General features: G+C 36.2%; 20 protein-coding genes, 1 tRNA gene and 2 pseudogenes. 11 read left to right on the top strand and 12 right to left on the bottom strand.

Features of this window, described 5'->3' with window-relative positions:
* Window positions 1–21 precede the first annotated feature (21 nt).
* Complete coding sequence (locus HS1_RS08900; RefSeq protein ID WP_066064142.1) at window positions 22–1,287, top strand: sensor histidine kinase; 1,266 nt, start codon at window positions 22–24, stop codon at window positions 1,285–1,287.
* Window positions 1,256–1,651, top strand: a complete 396-nt coding sequence (locus HS1_RS08895) for a response regulator (RefSeq protein ID WP_066064139.1) — start codon at window positions 1,256–1,258, stop codon at window positions 1,649–1,651. The genes HS1_RS08900 and HS1_RS08895 overlap by 32 nt, the downstream gene beginning before the upstream one ends.
* Window positions 1,652–1,678: 27 nt before the next feature.
* On the opposite strand, the gene HS1_RS08890 is transcribed toward HS1_RS08895, so the two are convergent.
* The 4 genes from HS1_RS08890 to HS1_RS08875 are packed head-to-tail and all read right to left on the bottom strand — an operon-like array spanning window position 1,679 to window position 6,264.
* Window positions 1,679–2,596: a glycosyltransferase family 9 protein gene (locus HS1_RS08890; RefSeq protein WP_066064136.1), complete on the bottom strand. Its 918-nt coding sequence runs from the start codon at window positions 2,594–2,596 to the stop codon at window positions 1,679–1,681.
* Between the two features lie 52 nt (window positions 2,597–2,648).
* Window positions 2,649–5,333 carry a cation-translocating P-type ATPase gene (locus tag HS1_RS08885; RefSeq protein ID WP_066064133.1) on the bottom strand — a complete coding sequence of 895 codons (2,685 nt, stop codon included), beginning with the start codon at window positions 5,331–5,333 and terminating at the stop codon, window positions 2,649–2,651.
* A complete protein-coding gene (locus tag HS1_RS08880; protein ID WP_066064131.1) occupies window positions 5,330–5,542 on the bottom strand; it encodes an ATP synthase subunit B family protein in 213 nt (70 codons plus the stop codon). Before HS1_RS08880 ends, HS1_RS08885 begins: the two co-directional genes overlap by 4 nt.
* Window positions 5,542–6,264, bottom strand: coding sequence for a SagB/ThcOx family dehydrogenase (locus tag HS1_RS08875; RefSeq protein WP_066064129.1), 723 nt, complete (start codon window positions 6,262–6,264; stop codon window positions 5,542–5,544). The genes HS1_RS08880 and HS1_RS08875 overlap by 1 nt, the downstream gene beginning before the upstream one ends.
* A gap of 112 nt (window positions 6,265–6,376) precedes the next feature.
* Here HS1_RS08875 and tatB point away from each other — a divergent pair, with 112 nt between their 5' ends.
* The 6 genes from tatB (at window position 6,377) to nth (ending at window position 10,154) form a co-directional block, all read left to right on the top strand.
* Window positions 6,377–6,682 (top strand): Sec-independent protein translocase protein TatB, encoded by a 306-nt coding sequence (tatB, locus tag HS1_RS08870; protein ID WP_066064126.1) that lies wholly within the window; start codon window positions 6,377–6,379, stop codon window positions 6,680–6,682.
* Window positions 6,675–7,412 (top strand): twin-arginine translocase subunit TatC, encoded by a 738-nt coding sequence (gene tatC, locus HS1_RS08865; RefSeq protein ID WP_066064123.1) that lies wholly within the window; start codon window positions 6,675–6,677, stop codon window positions 7,410–7,412. Before tatB ends, tatC begins: the two co-directional genes overlap by 8 nt.
* A 197-nt stretch (window positions 7,413–7,609) precedes the next feature.
* On the top strand, window positions 7,610–8,608 hold the full coding sequence (locus HS1_RS08860) for a hypothetical protein (protein WP_156469434.1): 999 nt from the start codon (window positions 7,610–7,612) through the stop codon (window positions 8,606–8,608).
* Between the two features lie 204 nt (window positions 8,609–8,812).
* The gene (locus tag HS1_RS08855; RefSeq protein WP_066064117.1) at window positions 8,813–9,016 is read left to right on the top strand and encodes a hypothetical protein; all 204 of its coding nucleotides are present in this window, start codon (window positions 8,813–8,815) and stop codon (window positions 9,014–9,016) included.
* 214 nt (window positions 9,017–9,230) lie between these two features.
* Window positions 9,231–9,434, top strand: coding sequence for a cold-shock protein (locus HS1_RS08850; protein ID WP_066064114.1), 204 nt, complete (start codon window positions 9,231–9,233; stop codon window positions 9,432–9,434).
* Between the two features lie 93 nt (window positions 9,435–9,527).
* The gene (gene nth / locus HS1_RS08845; protein ID WP_066064111.1) at window positions 9,528–10,154 is read left to right on the top strand and encodes an endonuclease III; all 627 of its coding nucleotides are present in this window, start codon (window positions 9,528–9,530) and stop codon (window positions 10,152–10,154) included.
* Here nth and HS1_RS08840 read toward each other — a convergent pair.
* The 4 genes from HS1_RS08840 to HS1_RS08825 are packed head-to-tail and all read right to left on the bottom strand — an operon-like array spanning window position 10,151 to window position 13,929.
* Window positions 10,151–10,531, bottom strand: a complete 381-nt coding sequence (locus tag HS1_RS08840) for a hypothetical protein (protein ID WP_066064107.1) — start codon at window positions 10,529–10,531, stop codon at window positions 10,151–10,153. The two genes, nth and HS1_RS08840, sit on opposite strands and share 4 nt — an antisense overlap.
* The gene (gene selA / locus HS1_RS08835; RefSeq protein WP_066064105.1) at window positions 10,515–11,933 is read right to left on the bottom strand and encodes an L-seryl-tRNA(Sec) selenium transferase; all 1,419 of its coding nucleotides are present in this window, start codon (window positions 11,931–11,933) and stop codon (window positions 10,515–10,517) included. The genes HS1_RS08840 and selA overlap by 17 nt, the downstream gene beginning before the upstream one ends.
* Window positions 11,934–11,939: 6 nt before the next feature.
* The gene (locus HS1_RS08830) at window positions 11,940–13,157 is read right to left on the bottom strand and encodes a SufB/SufD family protein (RefSeq protein ID WP_066064101.1); all 1,218 of its coding nucleotides are present in this window, start codon (window positions 13,155–13,157) and stop codon (window positions 11,940–11,942) included.
* A 1-nt stretch (window position 13,158) separates the two neighbouring features.
* A complete protein-coding gene (locus HS1_RS08825) occupies window positions 13,159–13,929 on the bottom strand; it encodes an ABC transporter ATP-binding protein (RefSeq protein ID WP_066066549.1) in 771 nt (256 codons plus the stop codon).
* 120 nt (window positions 13,930–14,049) lie between these two features.
* On the opposite strand from HS1_RS08825, the gene HS1_RS08820 reads away from it, so the two are divergent.
* The 3 genes from HS1_RS08820 (at window position 14,050) to HS1_RS08810 (ending at window position 15,265) form a co-directional block, all read left to right on the top strand.
* On the top strand, window positions 14,050–14,805 hold the full coding sequence (locus tag HS1_RS08820) for an endonuclease/exonuclease/phosphatase family protein (RefSeq protein ID WP_082757747.1): 756 nt from the start codon (window positions 14,050–14,052) through the stop codon (window positions 14,803–14,805).
* 60 nt (window positions 14,806–14,865) lie between these two features.
* Window positions 14,866–14,954: transfer RNA gene (locus HS1_RS08815), tRNA-Leu, on the top strand.
* A gap of 62 nt (window positions 14,955–15,016) precedes the next feature.
* On the top strand, window positions 15,017–15,265 hold the full coding sequence (locus tag HS1_RS08810; protein ID WP_156469433.1) for a hypothetical protein: 249 nt from the start codon (window positions 15,017–15,019) through the stop codon (window positions 15,263–15,265).
* Window positions 15,266–15,465: 200 nt separating this feature from the next.
* Here the strand turns inward: HS1_RS08810 and HS1_RS08805 are convergent, their stop codons facing one another.
* The 4 genes and pseudogenes from HS1_RS08805 to HS1_RS14050 all read right to left on the bottom strand — a co-directional run.
* Window positions 15,466–15,669, bottom strand: coding sequence for a hypothetical protein (locus tag HS1_RS08805; protein ID WP_066064090.1), 204 nt, complete (start codon window positions 15,667–15,669; stop codon window positions 15,466–15,468).
* 29 nt (window positions 15,670–15,698) lie between these two features.
* Window positions 15,699–16,151, bottom strand: a complete 453-nt coding sequence (gene ahbB, locus HS1_RS08800) for a siroheme decarboxylase subunit beta (RefSeq protein ID WP_245669953.1) — start codon at window positions 16,149–16,151, stop codon at window positions 15,699–15,701.
* Window positions 16,152–16,793: 642 nt separating this feature from the next.
* A pseudogene (locus tag HS1_RS14055) lies at window positions 16,794–17,108 on the bottom strand (transposase); the annotation flags it as partial.
* 1 nt (window position 17,109) lies between these two features.
* Window positions 17,110–17,342, bottom strand: a pseudogene (locus tag HS1_RS14050) (hypothetical protein); the annotation flags it as partial.
* Window positions 17,343–17,360 lie beyond the last annotated feature (18 nt).

Here is a 17,360-nt window from a genome sequence, read left to right as displayed (position 1 = left end):
AGCTAGATTTTAAAAATAAGCATGATATCCAAAATAAAGAGGTTTATAAAAATTGAAAAAACTAAAAGTGTTATAATACTTTGTAGTATATTAATATGTGTTGGGCTAAGTTATTATCTCAATTTCGCTATTCATGTCAAAATTGCCTATACTGATATACTTTCTTCTCCTAATCTCGATAAACTCCTTAATTTCCTCAGTTTAAAGGCTATTTACACTGACTTTTTCTATATTCCTATTATTTTAACTGCTATATGGTATCGAAAGAAGGTTATTTACCTTGCTTTATTCTTAAGTTCATTTCATATTTATGTAAGTTATTTTTCTTTAGGATTTCTCCCCATAGGAACCATTGAAAAATGTACTGTTTTCATAATATTAGCATATGTTATTGCCCTTATCAGTGAAAAAAGAATGGCGGAACAAAAAAAGTTACAAAAATCCGAAGAAAGATTGAAGATCGCTTACCATAAACTTAAAGAAACCCAGAATCAACTTATCCAACATGAGAAAATGGCAGCTATGGGTCGATTGGCATCTGGGTTTGCCCATGAAATCAGAAATCCTTTAGCAATTATTTTAATGGGGATAGAGTCCCTTAGCACCACTTTGCCAGAAAAAAACAAAATAGTTAAAAAAACCATTGAGAAGATAAAACAGGCTGTGAATAGAGCAAACAAAATCATCATTGATACTTTACAATTCTCAAGAATGTCAGAATTTAAGTTTGAATCCATAGATATTTGTAAATCATTGGATGAAACTATAGATTTAATTAAACATAAAGCTGTCTTGAATAATATAAAAATAAACCGAAACTATCCCCAAAAACATATGAAAGTTAAAGCAGATAAAAATATGTTACAGCAAGTATTTCTCAATCTTTTTATGAATGCAATGGATGCCATGCCCAAGGGAGGTGAGATTAAAGTAAAAGTGTATGATAAGATAGCAAACCAACTGGGGTATAAAATAGGCAAGAGAGAAAGTGATTATTTCAAAATAGGGGATAAAATAATTGTGGTTGAAATTGAAGATAGAGGCATTGGTATTCCTAAAAACATATTGTCAAAGATATTTGACCCATTTTTTACCACTAAAAAAGTGGGAGAAGGAACTGGTTTGGGACTAAGTGTGGTCCATTTAATAATAGACCAACATAAGGGAATTATTGATGTAGAAAGTGAAGTAAATAAAGAGACAAAATTTATTATAATGCTACCACCGGCTAGAAATTCAAATAAAGAGGTGCAATATGATAGAGATGAAAAAAATACTTTTAATTGATGACGAAGAGGATTTTTGTTTCTTTGTAAAAGCCAATTTGGAAAATACAAAAGAGTTTGAGGTAATAACCACTTCCAAAGCTCAGGAGGGAATTGAATTAGCCCAAAAAGAAAAACCCGATCTAATTTTACTGGATATACTCATGCCTGAAATGTCTGGTGGCGATGTGGCCCAGGTTTTGCTTAATAATCCCGATACAAAAAACATACCCATAATATTTATTACAGCTATAGTTACTAAAGATGAAATAGGACCTGAGACTATGAAAAAAATAGGAGGACGAAATTTTATAGCTAAACCTATAACAACAAAGGAACTCATAAAGGCTATAAAAAAGGTATTAGGAAAAACAATTGAAGAATAGCACCTGGTTTTGAATGACACTACTTAATTATTGTAACCAATTTTTCAACTTTTTTATCACTTCTTTTGGTTTAATACTTTTTAGACAAATTCTGTCAAGGCAGTTTCTCCTTTCTTCATCACTACAGGGAGCACATGAAACGACAGGAGCAAACACCTCTACCCTTTTTCCCCATGGCTTCCAGATATTTACATTGGTAGGACCAAAAATGACAAAACTGGGAATACCCAAGGCGGCTGCCAGATGGCTAATACCAGAATCATTTCCCAAAAAAAACCTAACTTTACTAATAATAGCGGCCAGAGTTAAAAGAGAAAGCTGTTCTAATAAAATTATCTTTTTATTTCCTAAAAAAGACAATATTTCTTCTGCCACTTTTCTATCAGCAGAGCCAATGATTAAACCAGGGTTCCATTGAGAAAATGCCTTAATTACCTCAGCAAAATATGCTGGAGGCCAGTTTTTACTTGGGCTTCCACTACCAGGATGAATAAGAAAATCGGGATAGACATTTAAGGAAATTTCTGCTGGAGGAAAAGATAAAGATGGAAATTCTGAGGGGACTTCGAACCCTTGTTTGTGTAACTGCTGCAGTTGAAATTGAAAAACAGGTAGATTTACCTCTGGTGGAGGAATAGTCTTAATAAAAATACTGGGAGCAAAAGTTAAAACTTTTTCCCATGCAGGGTAGTTTTTGCGAGCAAAAAAGATAAATAAATCATAATTATACCAAAATTTCTCATTTTCTTTAGTATAAAGGATGTATTCAATATTATATGTGTGTCTGATTCGCATCTCACACTTAATTAAAGAAGTTAGATGTGGATAACCCAAAAAATCTATCTCTGCTTGCGGGATTCTCATTCTAATAGCTAACAAAGCAGGTCTTGATAAAAGTAAATCTCCCAAAGCCCCTAAATGAACAATGAGTATTTTATTGGGCATAGAATAAAAATAATTCACTGAGAAATCAGTGGCAATAAGCTATTTGTCAAATTTAGCAAGGTTGATTTTTAAAATGCTGCTTCCGAAGGAATTTAAATATTTCTCCAGCAATTAAAATAGGTATACCTAAAATAAAGATTAGACCCCAGTCTGCTAAATTTAGAGGCACAGTGTGCAAAATATGTTGAAGAGGGGGGAAATATACGACCATGATTTGCAAACTTATGGTGGCCAACCAGGCTATGATTAAAAAAGGATTACTGAAAAAACCAATGTCCCAAAGGTTAAATCTGAAACTTCGGAAGTTAAATACATTAATTTTTTCAAAAATAATAATTCCCGTAAAGGCTATAGTTCTTGCTTTGGACAGCATATTCTCACTACCTAAATAATGACTGAAACTGAAAATGGTCGTTACACCCATCCATATGCCTATAGCCAAAATTATCAAAAACACTTTTTTAGACAAAATAGGTTGTTGGGGGTCACGAGGTGGACGGTGCATAACATCCTTGGCTGGCGGTTCCATACCTAGGGCAAGGGCAGTCATGCCGTCTGTAATCAAATTCATCCATAAAATTTGAACAGGTAAGAGAATAAGAGGCAGCTTTAAGAACATGGCACCAGCAATAGCCACAATTTCAGCAAAGTTGGAAGAAAGTAAATAGCGGGTAAATCTTTGAATATTATCATATTCTCGTCTCCCTTCTTCCACACCACTAACTATGCTGGCAAAATTATCATCTAAAAGAACAATATCTGCTGCCTCTTTAGCCACATCTGTGCCTTTAATGCCCATGGCGATCCCAATATTGGCCTTTTTTAAAGCCGGAGCATCATTAACTCCATCTCCAGTCATGGCTGTAATATGTCCCTGTTTTTGCAAAATATCCACAACTTTTAATTTATGAGCAGGATTTACACGGGCAAAGACCTTGGTTGTCTGTAAGATTTTTCTTAAACTGGCTTCATCTAATTTTTCAATTTCTGTCCCTCTAATGGCCTTTGGCGAGAATAAACTTATTTCTCTGGCTACAGCTAAGGCTGTTAAAGGTGAATCACCAGTCATCATAATGACCTCAATACCAGCGTTTTTGGCCCTTTCCATGGCCGCTTTTACCTCTGGTCTAGGTGGGTCAACAATTCCAGCAAATCCTAGGAAAATAAGGTTTTTTTCTACTTCTTCGGCTATAAAATGGGTAATTTCTAAAGGTATTTCTTTGTAAGCAAGGGCCAAGATACGTAGACCTTTAGCCGCCATATCTTTATAAACTTGATTAAAATACTCCTGGTCTATTCCGGTAAGCTCATTTACCTTATCATTCTTTTGATACCTTTGGCAAAGTGGTAGTAACACTTCCGGTGCACCCTTCACATAAGCAGTATTTTTTTCAGGATAGTGATAAATAACCGTCATTCGTTTGCGCACTGAAGTGAAGGAAAATTCAGTAATCAAAGGGCAGGCTTCACAGCTTATATCTTTTTTAAAAATCTTTGCCTTATTGGCAGCTACTACTAATGCCCCTTCAGTGGGGTCTCCTAACACCTGCCATCCCTGCTCTGTTTTTTTCAAAACTGCACGGTTACACAAAAGACCCGTTTTTAACAAAAGAAAAAGCCCTAACTCTTTTGAAGGATCAACTGGCTGGGCATTACTCAGAAAATCTCCCTTGGGCTGGTAACCTTCACCACTAACTTCATAAAATTTATCCGGAATATAAATAAGCTTAACTGTCATCTCGTTTTTGGTCAAAGTCCCTGTTTTATCCGTACAGATTACAGAAGTTGCCCCTAAACCTTCAGAAGCAGTGAGATTCCGCAAAAGACAATTTCTCTTCACCATATTTTTTACTCCTAAAGCCAGGGTCATAGTGACCACTGCTGGAAGTCCTTCTGGGATTGCAGCCACTGCCAGACTGATACCTACCAATAACATCTCTAATAAAGGACGTTTCTGAACTATTCCTAAAATAACTACCAGTAGAGCAATGACTAAAGAAATCTCACCAATGCGTCTTCCCAAGACATTTAGCCTTTTCTTTAAAGGGCTTTCTTCTTCTTTTACTTCTTGGGTCAAACGAGCAATTTGTCCAAATTCGGTCTGCATACCAGTAGCCACAACCAAACCCCGTCCATAACCATTAGTAACAATAGTGCCCATAAAGGCCATATTTTTCTGTTCTGCTAAAGAAGTGGCTTGGGGTAAAACTCCTGTTTCTTTGCTCACTGGTACTGATTCACCTGTCAATACAGATTCATCAATTTGCAAACTTTCTGTTTCTAACAAATAAATATCCGCCGGTACTTTCTCTCCAATTTCTAAGACAACAATGTCTCCTGGCACAATAAAACGGGTATCTATAGACATAAGATTACCAGCTCGAATTACTTTAGCTTTAAGAGCCAGCATTTTTTTTAAGGCCTCTAAGGCCTTTTCGGCCTTAAACTCCTGAGTAAATCCCAAAATAGCATTCAGGATAACAATAGCTAAAATAGTAAAGGCATCTGTAATCTCTCCGATGGCAAAAGATGCAATGCTGGCAATCAGTAAAATGGCAATAAGCACACTTTTGAACTGGTTAAAAAATATTTGCCAGGGAGTAACGGGCTTTTTCTCCTCCAGTTTGTTTTCACCATATTGAACAAGCCTTTTCTGGGCTTCTTCTCCTGTAAGTCCCTGAATATTTGTTTTTAAACGCTTTAAAACTTCAGGTGGGGACAGGCTACACCAGGTCATCTCAATTCCTCCTTCCATTTATCTAATATAAATGAGGTTAAAAGAGGCACAACTAAAGTAGAAAAGGCAGAGGCAGCTACTAAGGCCATAAAGAGCAAAAACATAACTCCTAAACTGGCCAAAAAATCAAAACAACCAAAAGTGCCCTTTTGTTTCAAAAATGAGAAAAAAATAAAGGTTAAACCGGCTAAAATTGGTGATATATACACTAAATTTTTCCTACGGCAGTCAAATAAATGCTCATCTCACTTTCACTATCCACACCTAGCAATTTATCTATTTCTTCATCAAAAAAGGCACCTACCGGGCAGGCGCCTAAATTCAGAGCAGTAGCAGCTAAAAGGATATTTTGACAAATGTGTCCCGCATCTAAAAAGATATAACGAATGGCACGGTTGCGATATTTGGCCATGCAGCGTAAAATTACTGCTGTCCAGATGAACACTACTGCTGCCCTTTTCATTACACTTTGTCCCAGAGCAGCAGAAGTAAGGGCGTTTGAAAAATCTCCTTTCACCAGTTCTTCCAGAAAAAAGTTAGCCACATTAAAATGATAAATCCCTGCTGGAATGTCCTGGACACGGTTGATGACTAAATAAGTTTCTATAGGATAGAGGGCCCCAGCAGAAGGAGCAGTGCGGTATCCTTGAGGAGAAGTAATACCCTGTCCTGCCCAGAGTAAAATAGCCAATTCTTCTAAGGTAAGTGAATTCCGGGTAAAATGTCTATAACTACGCCGACGGGTAATGACTTTCCACAAATCAGAGGAAGGGAAATCTGGGGCAGGTAGAGTTATTTTTTGTGCATGGGGATAAGCTTTATACAAAGGAGGAGAAACAACCATCCCTATATCATCTATAAAAGGTCTATCTCGAAAATATTTGGTTTCTGATAAATATTTGTATCCAATCCCTTTTTTATAAATCTTCACAACTTTAAAATACCATTAGTCAAGGAAAGTGGTCAAGACCAAGTCCAAAGCACTCTCTTGTTTTTAGAGTTATTTCTTGTTAAAAATGCCCTAGAAAAATGGAGGCCCAAAAATGTTTGGTATTGGAATGCAAGAGTTATTAATAATTTTAGTTATTGCTCTCATTGTCTTAGGACCAAAGAGATTACCAGAAATAGCAAGGGCATTAGGAAAAGGAATGAGGGAATTTCGGAAAGCAACTCAAGAGGTAAAGGAAAGCATTGATTTAGAAAGTGAGTTAAAGGAAATAGAAAGAGAAGTGATAATGGATGAAGTAAAAACAGAAATGCCTCAAAAGCCAACTAAAAAAGAAAAATCGCCTGAAAAGCAACAGAAAGACTCTCCTGAAAAACAAGAAAAAGAATACAAAAATGAGTGAAGAAAGCAAACTTCCATTTACCACTCATTTGGAAGAATTACGTCGGCGGTTAATATATGCGGTCGTAGCTATAGTATTAGGAGCAATTATTGCCTTTCTTTTTGCCAAACAGCTTTTTTACTTTTTAGCACAACCACTAGTCAAAATTTTACCCGCCAATCAACCCATGATTTTCACTGCCCTTACAGAAGCCTTTTTTACCTATTTTAAAGTCGCTCTTTTGGCTGGTTTTTTTCTGGCCTCTCCAGTAGTATTTTACCAATTATGGAAATTTATTGCACCTGGATTGTATGAACATGAAAAAAAATTTGTAATACCTTTTGTTATTTTTGCTACCCTTTTCTTTATTTTAGGAGGAGCCTTTGCTTATTACATCGTTTTCCCCTTTGGCTTTAAATTCTTTCTTGGTTTTTCTACTGACTATTTAAAACTTCTGCCCAAGATGAGTGAATATTTTTCCCTCAGTTTAAAGCTAATTTTTGCCTTTGGGATAGTATTTGAAATGCCAGTGATTACCTTCTTTTTAGCCAAAATGGGCGTAGTCAATGGAGAAATGTTGAGTTCAAAAAGGCGTTATGCCATTGTATTGGTTTTTGTGGTAGCTGCCCTTCTTACACCCCCAGATGTGGGAACACAACTCCTGATGGCTGGTCCTTTAATCTTACTTTATGAAGTTAGTGTCTGGGTAGCCAGAATTTTCGGCCGAAAATCTCAAACCCCTAGCAAATAATTTTGAAGTTTTTAGTTTCAAAATTGTAACTTGAAAAACAAAAATGCTCTTTTTAAATTAAATTTCCATTTTTAAAAATCTCCAGTATATCTAAAACCAAACTAGATTCCCTCACTCCTTATCATTTGTCCCTTTAGGCATAAAAATTGCTTCTAAAAGAGGGGATTTTGACAAGCTACTGAAGGGTAGTGTTTGCTATGATTTCCAAATTTATCAATCAAGAAGGAAAAGAGTGCAAAATTGAGGATATTATCTCATTTATTGAATTGGTGGAGTCAGGGCAAATCAAAGAAGATACTCTCCTTTATAATGAAAAAGACTTGATGTGGCAAAAAGCTTCTGAATTTGCAGATTTTCAGGCAGTCCTATCAAATATAAAACAAAAAGAGGGAAATATTCTGGATCCCTATCCTAAAAAAACAAAGTCAGGTTTTTGGGAATTTATTCTCAAAAAAAAGAAGACTATGGTGTTCCTATGTTTATCTATCATAGTTTTAATTATATTGAGTCAGCAAACCATACTAAGAGAAACCTGTGTAACTAAAAATACTACAAAAACCCTTTTTTCTATATTTAATGACTATGTTAGGAATCAGAAAATAAAACAAAAAGAATTTGATTATAAAACCTATGGCCAAATGAGCCCAATTTTGAAACACATAAACAGTTATTTAATCCAACTTCAAAAAGATTTTGCCAAAATGGATAAGGAAATTGAACAAAAAGATATAGAGTCTATACTTGCCCCCCAAACCCTAGCAGACCCTGTAGATATTATGCTCGCCCCGGTGAAATTAAATGAAATACGCCATATTCTTGACAGGTATGAAGTCCTGTTTAAAGAACGTTGCGAAAAATTAGGTAAAGAGATACCTGATCTAAACCTCCCTGATAGTTCCAGAAAATATGCATTGAAAGATTATTATAGGTGGAAAAACTCTACTCTCCCAAATTTGCTGGAATTTTTTAAAATAAAGAGGGCACTTATATCTGAGATTAGTGATCTTGTTGATTTTCTGAAAAGAAAACAAGGAGAATATTGGGTTGAGGGTGATCAGATATTTTTTGTTTCCCAAGCAGATGCCCACATCTATAATAAACACATGTGGGTGATAGCCAGCCTAGCAAATAAAGAATCCTATTTGCGGAAAATAGTCTATCCTAAACAGTCAAAACACTTTAAGAAATTTTTCTAAGTTTGATTGGTCTCCTTTATACAGTGATGATTGGAGGATAGTTAAAAAGGGTAGTTGTATTTTTTGTTTCTTTAGTTAATCTCAGAACTTCTTAAAAAAGCATGACGTATTTAAATCATTTACTGACAAAGAATGTAAATGAAAAAATCTTGACTTTGAAAGGGAAGTAAGATATGTATAATAAACTTTTGAAAGGAGCAGAAAATGAGTGAAGAAGCAAAACAAAAAATTTTAGATTTTTTGAAGGGTGTTAGCGGAAAAGGGGTAGCTACCCAGGCGGATATTAAGAAAGGGACAGGGTTAGACAGAAAACTAGTGATGAAATTAATCAGAGAATTGGAGCAAGAAGGAAAGATTGTAGGGGCAGGCAAGTCTGCTGGGGTAGGAGGATATAAACTGGCAGGTTAGAAAAAAACAACTTTTTAAAATAAATTTATCTCAGATTTTATTCAAGAAGGTAGAGGAATTTTCTCAGAAGAGTGAAGGTGTCTGCAAGTTTGAAGTGATAAAATAGAAAAGTGGAATGTCCAAACAATTTATTTATTGACAGGTTCTAAAACTGATGCTAGAAAAATAAAGGCCAAGTTAGAAAGTGGCGGATTTTATTTTGGAGGAGGATTAGATGAAGTTTAAAGGTAAGGTGAAGTGGTTTAATGACAACAAGGGCTATGGTTTTATCCAGCGTGATGATGGAACAGATGTGTTTGTGCATTTTTCAGCTATTGAAGGTGAAGGGTATAAAACTTTAAAAGAAGGACAAGAAGTTGAGTTTGAAGTAGTAGAATCTCCAAAAGGATTGCAAGCCTCAAAGGTTATTCGTTTATAGGCTCAACATAGCTCTAAAAAGCCTGCCTTTGGGCAGGCTTTTTTTAATTAGAATCATTGACAACCTCTCTTTCTTTTTGATAAAAATGATTCTGTGAAAGAAAAGGTTAAAAATATCCTTAAGATACTGGATGAGCATTATCCTAATGTAAGGGTGGCCTTAAATTATACCAATCCCTTAGAATTGCTTATAGCTACTATTCTTTCTGCCCAATGCACTGATGAAAGGGTTAACCAAATAACTCCTTATCTATTTAAGAAATATCCTACAGCCAAGGATTATGCTACGGCTGATTTAAAAACACTGGAAGAAGATATTAAACCCACAGGCTTTTATAAAAATAAGGCTAAGCATATAAAAGAGTGCTGTCAGGTGTTGGTAGAAAAATACCATGGTCAGGTGCCTGCAAATTTAGAAATATTGACCAAGTTGCCTGGTATAGGAAGAAAGACGGCCAATGTAGTTTTGGGGAATGCATTTGATATACCAGGAATTGTAGTGGATACTCATGTAAGGAGAGTAGCAAAACGATTAGGACTTACTAAGCATCAAGATGCTTTAAAGATAGAGAAAGACTTGATGCAGTTAATTCCTAAAGAAAAATGGACTAAATTTTCCCTTCAATTAACCTGGCATGGCCGCCGTATCTGTAAGGCACGAAAACCTCAGTGTAACAAATGCCCCTTGCATAAATGGTGTGATGAATATCAAAAAGTCTAATTCTCTATGTGCAAGTGAATTACTTCTGCATCTAAGAAAAACTTACTCTCTTCTACTTTTTTCTTTAGAGACGAAAAAGTGATGAAATATTTAGTCTTTGCCTCTATGGCTTTAAGGGTCTTTACACCACTCAAGGTAACTACTGGGGCAACCGCAAATCCATAAACAATCTCTCCTTTGTTATTTAAGGCTACTAAGGCCAAAGGTTCTTCCGACCTATGTGGTGGCTTATAATTAGGGACAGGGACCAATTTGTTTTCCCAAACCCATTGAAATAGGGCACATTTTATAGTTTCAGCCACAATGGCATCATGTCGTAAAAATTTAGGAAGTGCCTTTAAGGCCTTTTTTATGTAGATTTCAATTTCCTTGATCATGACCTTTATCTAAAGCCTGCTTAATTATTTGAGGAATAAGCTTTAGCTCATCATTTTGAATAGTTCTCACATCCAAACATAGAAGGTCTTCTTCTATACGCGCCACCAAAGGGGGTCTAGCAACTCGTAACCTTTGTTCCAATTCTAACACAGAAATATGAGCAGGCTTGATAACCACTACAAAAGTGGGTAATTCCTGTCCTGGTAAAGCCCCTCCTCCTACTTTAGAGACACTGCGTTTAATCCCTACCTTGAGTATTTTTTCATCAAAACTATTTTGGATGAGTTTTTTTAAACGGAATGCTTGTCGTCTTAAATAAGCTGGAGGAAAAGTGAGAAGGCGTAAAGTAGGAATTTCTTTTAAGGCCTGTTTTTCATCCTGATAAAGTCTTAAGGTGCTTTCTAGACCTGCCAGGGTAAGTTTATCTATCCTTAAGGCCCGATTTAATGGATTTTTCTTAATAGGCTCAATAAATTTCCTTTTACCCAAGATAATACCAGCCTGGGGACCACCCAAAAGTTTATCCCCGCTAAAACTAACTATATCTACTCCAGCGGCTATGCTTTTCTGAACCAGAGGTTCTTTTTCTAAACCATATTTAGTTAAATCCACAAAGTTACCGCTTCCTAAGTCTTCAATTACAGGCAAATTGTGTTTTTGTCCTAAAGTTACCAATTCTTCTAATCCTACCTCTTTAGTGAATCCTATGATTTTATAATTACTTTTATGCACCTTCATAATAAGGGCAGTTTGTTCATCAATGGCTTGTTCATAATCATAAATATGGGTGCGATTAGTGGTGCCCACCTCTGTGAGAATGGCCCCACTTCTAGCCATTACATCAGGAATACGAAAAGAACCTCCTATTTCTATCAATTCTCCACGAGAAACAATTACTTTTTTACCACAGGCTAAAGTATTCAAGGTCAAAAACACCGCACCAGCATTGTTATTTACTACCATAGACGCTTCTGCTCCGGTAAGTTCGCAAAGCAAGGTTTCAACATGGCTATAACGACTACCACGTTTACCTTGTTCTAAGTCGTATTCCAGATTATTATAGTGCTGGGCAACTTCTACTAAATGTTCAATGGCCTTTTGGGCTAACAGAGAACGTCCCAGATTGGTATGCACTACCACTCCAGTAGCGTTGATAACAGGTTTAAGTTGGTTTTCTCCTTTTTTCTTAACTTCAGCAGTAATTTGACTTAAGATTTCTTGGTGACTTATGGTAACTAATTCCCCTCTTAATACTTGTTTTCGTTGTCTATCTAAAACTTTTCTTACTGCATCTACTACCATCTGTCGAGGATAATGGTTTAGAATAGACCTTAAGGATTCCTGTCCCAAGACATGGTCCACGGAAGGTATCTGTCGCAATAACATATTTTTTGCTTCCATAACAAGCTACATCATATCCTTTTCAGTAGCCTCTATGGCCTTATCTAATTCAGCCTTTAATTCTGGTGGTAAACCTTTTATATCCACTCGCAAAAATCCCCTTACAATAAGAGAAGTAGCTTCGCTTTGGCTTAATCCTCGAGCCATTAGATATTCTATTTGCTCCTGCGCAATTTTCCCCACAGCCGCCTCATGGGACATTTCTACTCCAGAAACACGCCCTTCTAGTTCGGGAATGGCGTGAATAACTCCTTTTTCAGAGAGAATGAGACCTTTACATTCTAAGTGGGCTTTAATATTAGGAGTTTGACCAATGAGATGTCCTCTAGCAATAATAGTTCCCCCAATAGTTATGCTTCTGGAAACCACCTCTGCGCGGCTATTTTCTCCTTGTAGGAACACCCTAGCACCAGTATCAAGGTAAGACCCTGGCGGTGCCACTAAAATAGTATTAAATTCAGCTACTGCATCTTTATGTAAATATGCGGTGGGAAACGTTTGCAAATCAGCCACTCTTTTCAAACAAATATAATTAGATACAAATGCCCCTCCTTCTTCCACGATGATACCAGTGCGCGGCCTAACCGCCATTTCTTCAGCCCAATTGTGAATCATAGTAAAATTACAAATAGCACCTTTTTTAATAAAAAATTCAGATGCACCAATATGAAGTCCTGTCCTTACTTTATGGGAAGTGGCACAACCGGTAATGACACTCAATTCTGAACCCTCTTCACAGATAATAATATTATGCACTGCTTGATTAAGATGTTCTTGAGCCATAAATAAACAAGCCTGTAGAGGAAAGGCTGTTTTTACCCCTGGCAATACCCTAATAAAATATCCATGATTTTGATGCAATTCTATATGGGCGGTGTATTTATCAGTATCTACGGGCAAGGCCTTCCACCAGTAATCCACCATCCAGTCATATTTAGTTAAGGCCTCATCAGTGCTCATGATTTCTATACCTTCTTGGACTACTTGGTAATGAGTTACCGTATGGTCAATTTGAATAAAAGAGCCGCTTCTTTCTTTGGCAGTGGGGTCAATACCAGATTCTAACATTCTTTTTTGTTCTTCTTCAGGAAGATGATTTATGTCAATCTGTGGTTTTTCGGCTTTTTGGTGAAATTTTTTGATGTCTATATCTGGTCCATAAATAGCCTTTTTTCTTAAAGCCTTTTTAGCCCGCTCATTAATTTCCCTCAATTTATTAGTCATATCATCTCCTTGCCTGCCAAGCACACTTTACACATTCTTCATATCCCTTTTCCCTGATATAGCGAAATATCTCATAGGGATTCCCACTGCAAGCCAATCGTCCCTCCACCAAAACATGCCCTTTGTCTGCATGGACATAATTTAAAATTGTGCCCGTATGGGTGATCACCAAACCTGATTTACGCCTTTTTTTCTTAATTTCTGCCCTGGTTTCTCCTAAGGGTATTCCTAGTTCATTTCGCTCTAAAATTTTATTTATGATACGGCCAATAAGAATAATATTTTCCACATCCACACCTGATTCTGGCTCATCCAGTAAGACCAAATCAGGATTCTGAGCCCATAATTGAAGTAATTCCGAACGTTTAATTTCGCCTCCAGAGAAACCTACATTAATATCTCTCTCCAAGAAATCTACTAAATTCAACTCCTGGGCCATACTCATAACATCTTTTTTAAATCGTTTACACAGTTCAACCAACTGCAATAACTTTACTCCAGGAATACTAGGAGGGCGTTGGAAAGAAATACCTATGCCCATTTTAACTCGCTCATCAACAGATAGCTGGGTAATATCTGTACCCTTAAAGAATATATTGCCTTTTGTTACCTTATAACCAGAGAATCCCATAATAGTCATAAGTAGCGTAGTCTTTCCAGACCCATTAGGACCTAGAAGACAATGCACTTCACTAGGCCTTATTTCCAGGTTGAGACCATGAATGACCTCTTTGCCTTCTACCTCTACATGTAAGTTTTGTATGTAAAGCATTTTTGCCTCACTTAAAAAATTTCTTTTTAATATATAAAGTAAAACTCTTCTGGTGTAAATAAGCAATTCGAGGAATTTAACCATCCTTGATAAAAAAAGAATTTTGGGTTTAAATGAAATATGACCTCTTTAAGAGTAATGAGTGTTAACATCCGTTATGATAATCCTAAAGATGGCCCTAATCGATGGTGTTTTAGAAAAAAATCCTTAGCCACTTTGATAAAAGAAGTTAACCCTGATATTTTTGGTAGTCAAGAGGGTTGGGAAGACCAAATAAATGAACTTAAAACCCTATTACCTCAATATAAGTATTATGTATCTGCGCCTGAGTGGAATAGAAAAAGGATGTTTCCTTGTGTTTGGGTGAGGGAAGATATAAATATAAGGGAAAGCAATACTCTTTGGTTATCACCCACTCCTGTTATTCCTTTTAGCAAAGTATCAGGAAGTATATTTCCTAGGAGCACTACTTATGTGATAGCCCAAAAGGCCAACACCCCATTTTTATTTATAAACGCACATTTAGACCTAGCATCAGAAGAAGTGAGATTGAAGCAGACAACTATATTGTTGAGAGAAATTGAGAAAGTTAACCATAAATCCTATCCCATGATTTTGGTTGGTGATTTTAATACCACTTCTACCAGCCCAATTTACACTGTTTTGACAGAAAAATTTATAGATGTGTGGAAATGGCTTGAACTACCAGAGGAACATACCTTTCATGGTTTTACTGGTAGAGGAATGAGGGGTAGAATAGATTGGATTTTGGTTTCTTCAGAGGTAATTATAAAAAAGGCTAAAATACTAAAACAAACTCCTTTTGATGTTTATCCCTCTGATCATTTTCCAGTAATGGCTGAACTTGAATTATAGTTATTTTGCCAACAGTTGACAAAAAGAATTAAACAGTTTTATATAAAGAGAGATAAGGAGGCCCGGGTGGCGGAATAGGCAGACGCAAGGGACTTAAAATCCCTTGGGGCTTTGTCCCCGTGCGGGTTCAATTCCCGCCCCGGGCACCATATTTTCTTTCTAACTTTAATTTGACAATCACCAATTTAATATTAATTTTATCAATCCTGTTATGATGAAACATATCACAATATCTCATGAAAAACACGAACAGGGATGGCGTGTGTGGGTAAACGGGCAAAAGGCTAGCGCTGTGAAAGTACAAAATGCGCTATTGCTTGCTTTGCATAAGGCAGGGATAATTCCTACCCATTTCTCACGACTGGGAAGACAAAATGCTTGCAAAGCTACTGCAGAGGTACTTCAAGATTATGAAGGGCCAGGAGTTACCTGGGCAATAACTGTATTATCAAAGCAATAAAGTAAAGATAAAAAATTAAAGACCCTGGCAAGATATAGAAGATAATCCTTTCTTTTCAGAAAGCTTTTAAAAATTCTGGGAAAGTCCTGGTAAAACTACCATAAATTAGACATTATAAAATTCAGGATGCAGGTTTTTCACGGATATCAGTAAAAATTTGCATCATTGTGGTCAGTAATGGGTAATCCCAAAATTTGTTTTTAGGAAGGAGTAGAACTTTGTTCTGCTGCTTTTACTTCACGTCGATTATAAATAAGATATTTACCTTCTTCTTCAATAATTTCCGTCTCAAAACCATCCTCTTGGTATTTAAGCGCAGTGGCTTCTGCTGTGTCTTTTGTATCGTAGATTTCTCCATCCCACATATATTTTTTGTCTTTAAAAATACGAGCAAGGTCAGGCATTATTCTCCTCCTTTTCATTCCCCAATTTTTTAAAAATACTGCGGAGAAGTCCGTTTGAATGTATCTTCTGTAAACAAGAGTTGGTAATGTTTTATTTTAACAGCCCTAGCAATTTTTTTCACGATATTAATACATTCTTCTTCAGTTCGCCCATGGACCATAGCATAAAGATTATAAGGCCAATTTGAATGAGTTATCCGAGCATAACAATGGGTAACTTCAGGAAAAGTAGCCATTATTTCCCCCACTTCTTTTAATCTATCTGAAGGGACCTTCCAAGCTACCATAGCGTTAGCCTCAAAGCCTGAACGATGGTGGAATATAGTTGCTCCAAATCGCCTAATGATACCATTTTCTATAAAATTTTTTATGTGTTTTAATAGTTCTTCCTCCTTTATTCCTAATCTTTGGGCAATACTAGCAAAAGGACGTGATTCTATAGGTAAGTCCCCTTGCAATCCATTAATAATTTTTTTATCCATTTTGGTTAATAACATAAATCCAGCCCTTGTTTTTATATATTTATTTACTTGTTTTATATCACGACTAATTTCTTTTAGTCAAGGATACCCAACCTTAATTATAGGACTTCGTCAAAGTAATTTTAACAGAGATCCAAATGTTAAGCGCACCTGTCTGCCGACAGGCAGGATGGCTCAATGCAGAATGCAAATTGAAAAATGCAAAATCGCCTTCTGTTAAATTGGAACGTTAGCACGTTAGAACGATGAGACGTGCTTAGTCCTTAGTCCCTAGTTCTTAGTCTCTAGTCAATTCTAGTTTTCTTTTTGATTGAGGCATTACAAAGTTGCAAGTTAGAAAGTTTGCAAGTTAATACGTTGGAACTGGGAAATGGGAATTGGAAACTGGGAATTTCTATTTTATATTTTCTGTTTTCTATTTTCTATTTTCCGTTTCCTATTTCCTATTTTCTGTTTCCCGTTTCCCTTTCCTTCTTTATGCACGTTTACAAAGTTGTAAGTTAGAAAGTTTGCAAGTTAAAAAGTTGCAAGTTAACACGTTGGAAATTGGGAATTTCTGTTTTCCGTTTTCTATTTTCTTAACTGTATTTTGTAGGTTTGAACTTTCCATTTAAAAAGTCAAGTAAAAAATGGAAATATTTTTTAAGCAGCCTTCTCCATTTCCTCCTTTAAGATATAGTCTCGATCTTCTTTTAACATCTTAAAAATAACTTTTATCAATTGTCTAGCAAGGCAGCGCAAGGCATGGTTATGCTCTTTCCCTTCAGTCCGTTTTTTAGCATAGTAAGTAGCGGATTCTGAAACATACCGAATTGTGCAGCCCGCAATTTCAATCATAGTTGCTTTACATATCTTATTAGCCTTATATACAACTCTTGTCCTTTTGTGTTTACCAGACTCATCATCTATACAGGCTACACCACAATAGATCGCAAGTTGCCTCTCGTTTTTAAATCTNTTGATATCTCCAATTTCTCCGACCAATCTGCTTGAAAGCTTTGTTCCTACTCCTGAGATACTTTTTAAACGCTTAACCTCAGAACTCTTTTCTCCTAGCTTTTCCAGCTTCTTATCCAACATCTCAATCTCCTCTTTTAGTTCTAAAATACGCCGAGAATGAGATGATATAATCGTTTTGTATATATCTGCCAGTTCTTCGACGTATTTTGTGTTGCGAAGACTTTCTAACATTAAAGAGGCCTGTTTTTT

The organism is Candidatus Desulfofervidus auxilii, from assembly GCF_001577525.1.
Lineage (GTDB): Bacteria > Desulfobacterota > Desulfofervidia > Desulfofervidales > Desulfofervidaceae > Desulfofervidus > Desulfofervidus auxilii.
This window is presented reverse-complemented; position numbering and strand designations above follow the sequence as displayed.

Coding starts and splice junctions, on each gene's coding strand:
- HS1_RS08900 (WP_066064142.1), top strand. CDS start 22: ATGATATCCAAAATAAAGAGGTTTATAAAAATTGAAAAAACTAAAAGT.
- HS1_RS08805 (WP_066064090.1), bottom strand. CDS start 15,669: ATGCCTGACCTTGCTCGTATTTTTAAAGACAAAAAATATATGTGGGAT.
- HS1_RS08885 (WP_066064133.1), bottom strand. CDS start 5,333: ATGACCTGGTGTAGCCTGTCCCCACCTGAAGTTTTAAAGCGTTTAAAA.
- HS1_RS08825 (WP_066066549.1), bottom strand. CDS start 13,929: ATGCTTTACATACAAAACTTACATGTAGAGGTAGAAGGCAAAGAGGTC.
- tatC (WP_066064123.1), top strand. CDS start 6,675: ATGAGTGAAGAAAGCAAACTTCCATTTACCACTCATTTGGAAGAATTA.
- tatB (WP_066064126.1), top strand. CDS start 6,377: ATGTTTGGTATTGGAATGCAAGAGTTATTAATAATTTTAGTTATTGCT.
- HS1_RS08860 (WP_156469434.1), top strand. CDS start 7,610: ATGATTTCCAAATTTATCAATCAAGAAGGAAAAGAGTGCAAAATTGAG.
- HS1_RS08850 (WP_066064114.1), top strand. CDS start 9,231: ATGAAGTTTAAAGGTAAGGTGAAGTGGTTTAATGACAACAAGGGCTAT.
- HS1_RS08890 (WP_066064136.1), bottom strand. CDS start 2,596: ATGCCCAATAAAATACTCATTGTTCATTTAGGGGCTTTGGGAGATTTA.
- HS1_RS08855 (WP_066064117.1), top strand. CDS start 8,813: ATGAGTGAAGAAGCAAAACAAAAAATTTTAGATTTTTTGAAGGGTGTT.
- selA (WP_066064105.1), bottom strand. CDS start 11,933: ATGGAAGCAAAAAATATGTTATTGCGACAGATACCTTCCGTGGACCAT.
- HS1_RS08830 (WP_066064101.1), bottom strand. CDS start 13,157: ATGACTAATAAATTGAGGGAAATTAATGAGCGGGCTAAAAAGGCTTTA.
- HS1_RS08895 (WP_066064139.1), top strand. CDS start 1,256: ATGATAGAGATGAAAAAAATACTTTTAATTGATGACGAAGAGGATTTT.
- HS1_RS08840 (WP_066064107.1), bottom strand. CDS start 10,531: ATGATCAAGGAAATTGAAATCTACATAAAAAAGGCCTTAAAGGCACTT.
- HS1_RS08810 (WP_156469433.1), top strand. CDS start 15,017: ATGATGAAACATATCACAATATCTCATGAAAAACACGAACAGGGATGG.
- HS1_RS08820 (WP_082757747.1), top strand. CDS start 14,050: ATGACCTCTTTAAGAGTAATGAGTGTTAACATCCGTTATGATAATCCT.
- ahbB (WP_245669953.1), bottom strand. CDS start 16,151: ATGGATAAAAAAATTATTAATGGATTGCAAGGGGACTTACCTATAGAA.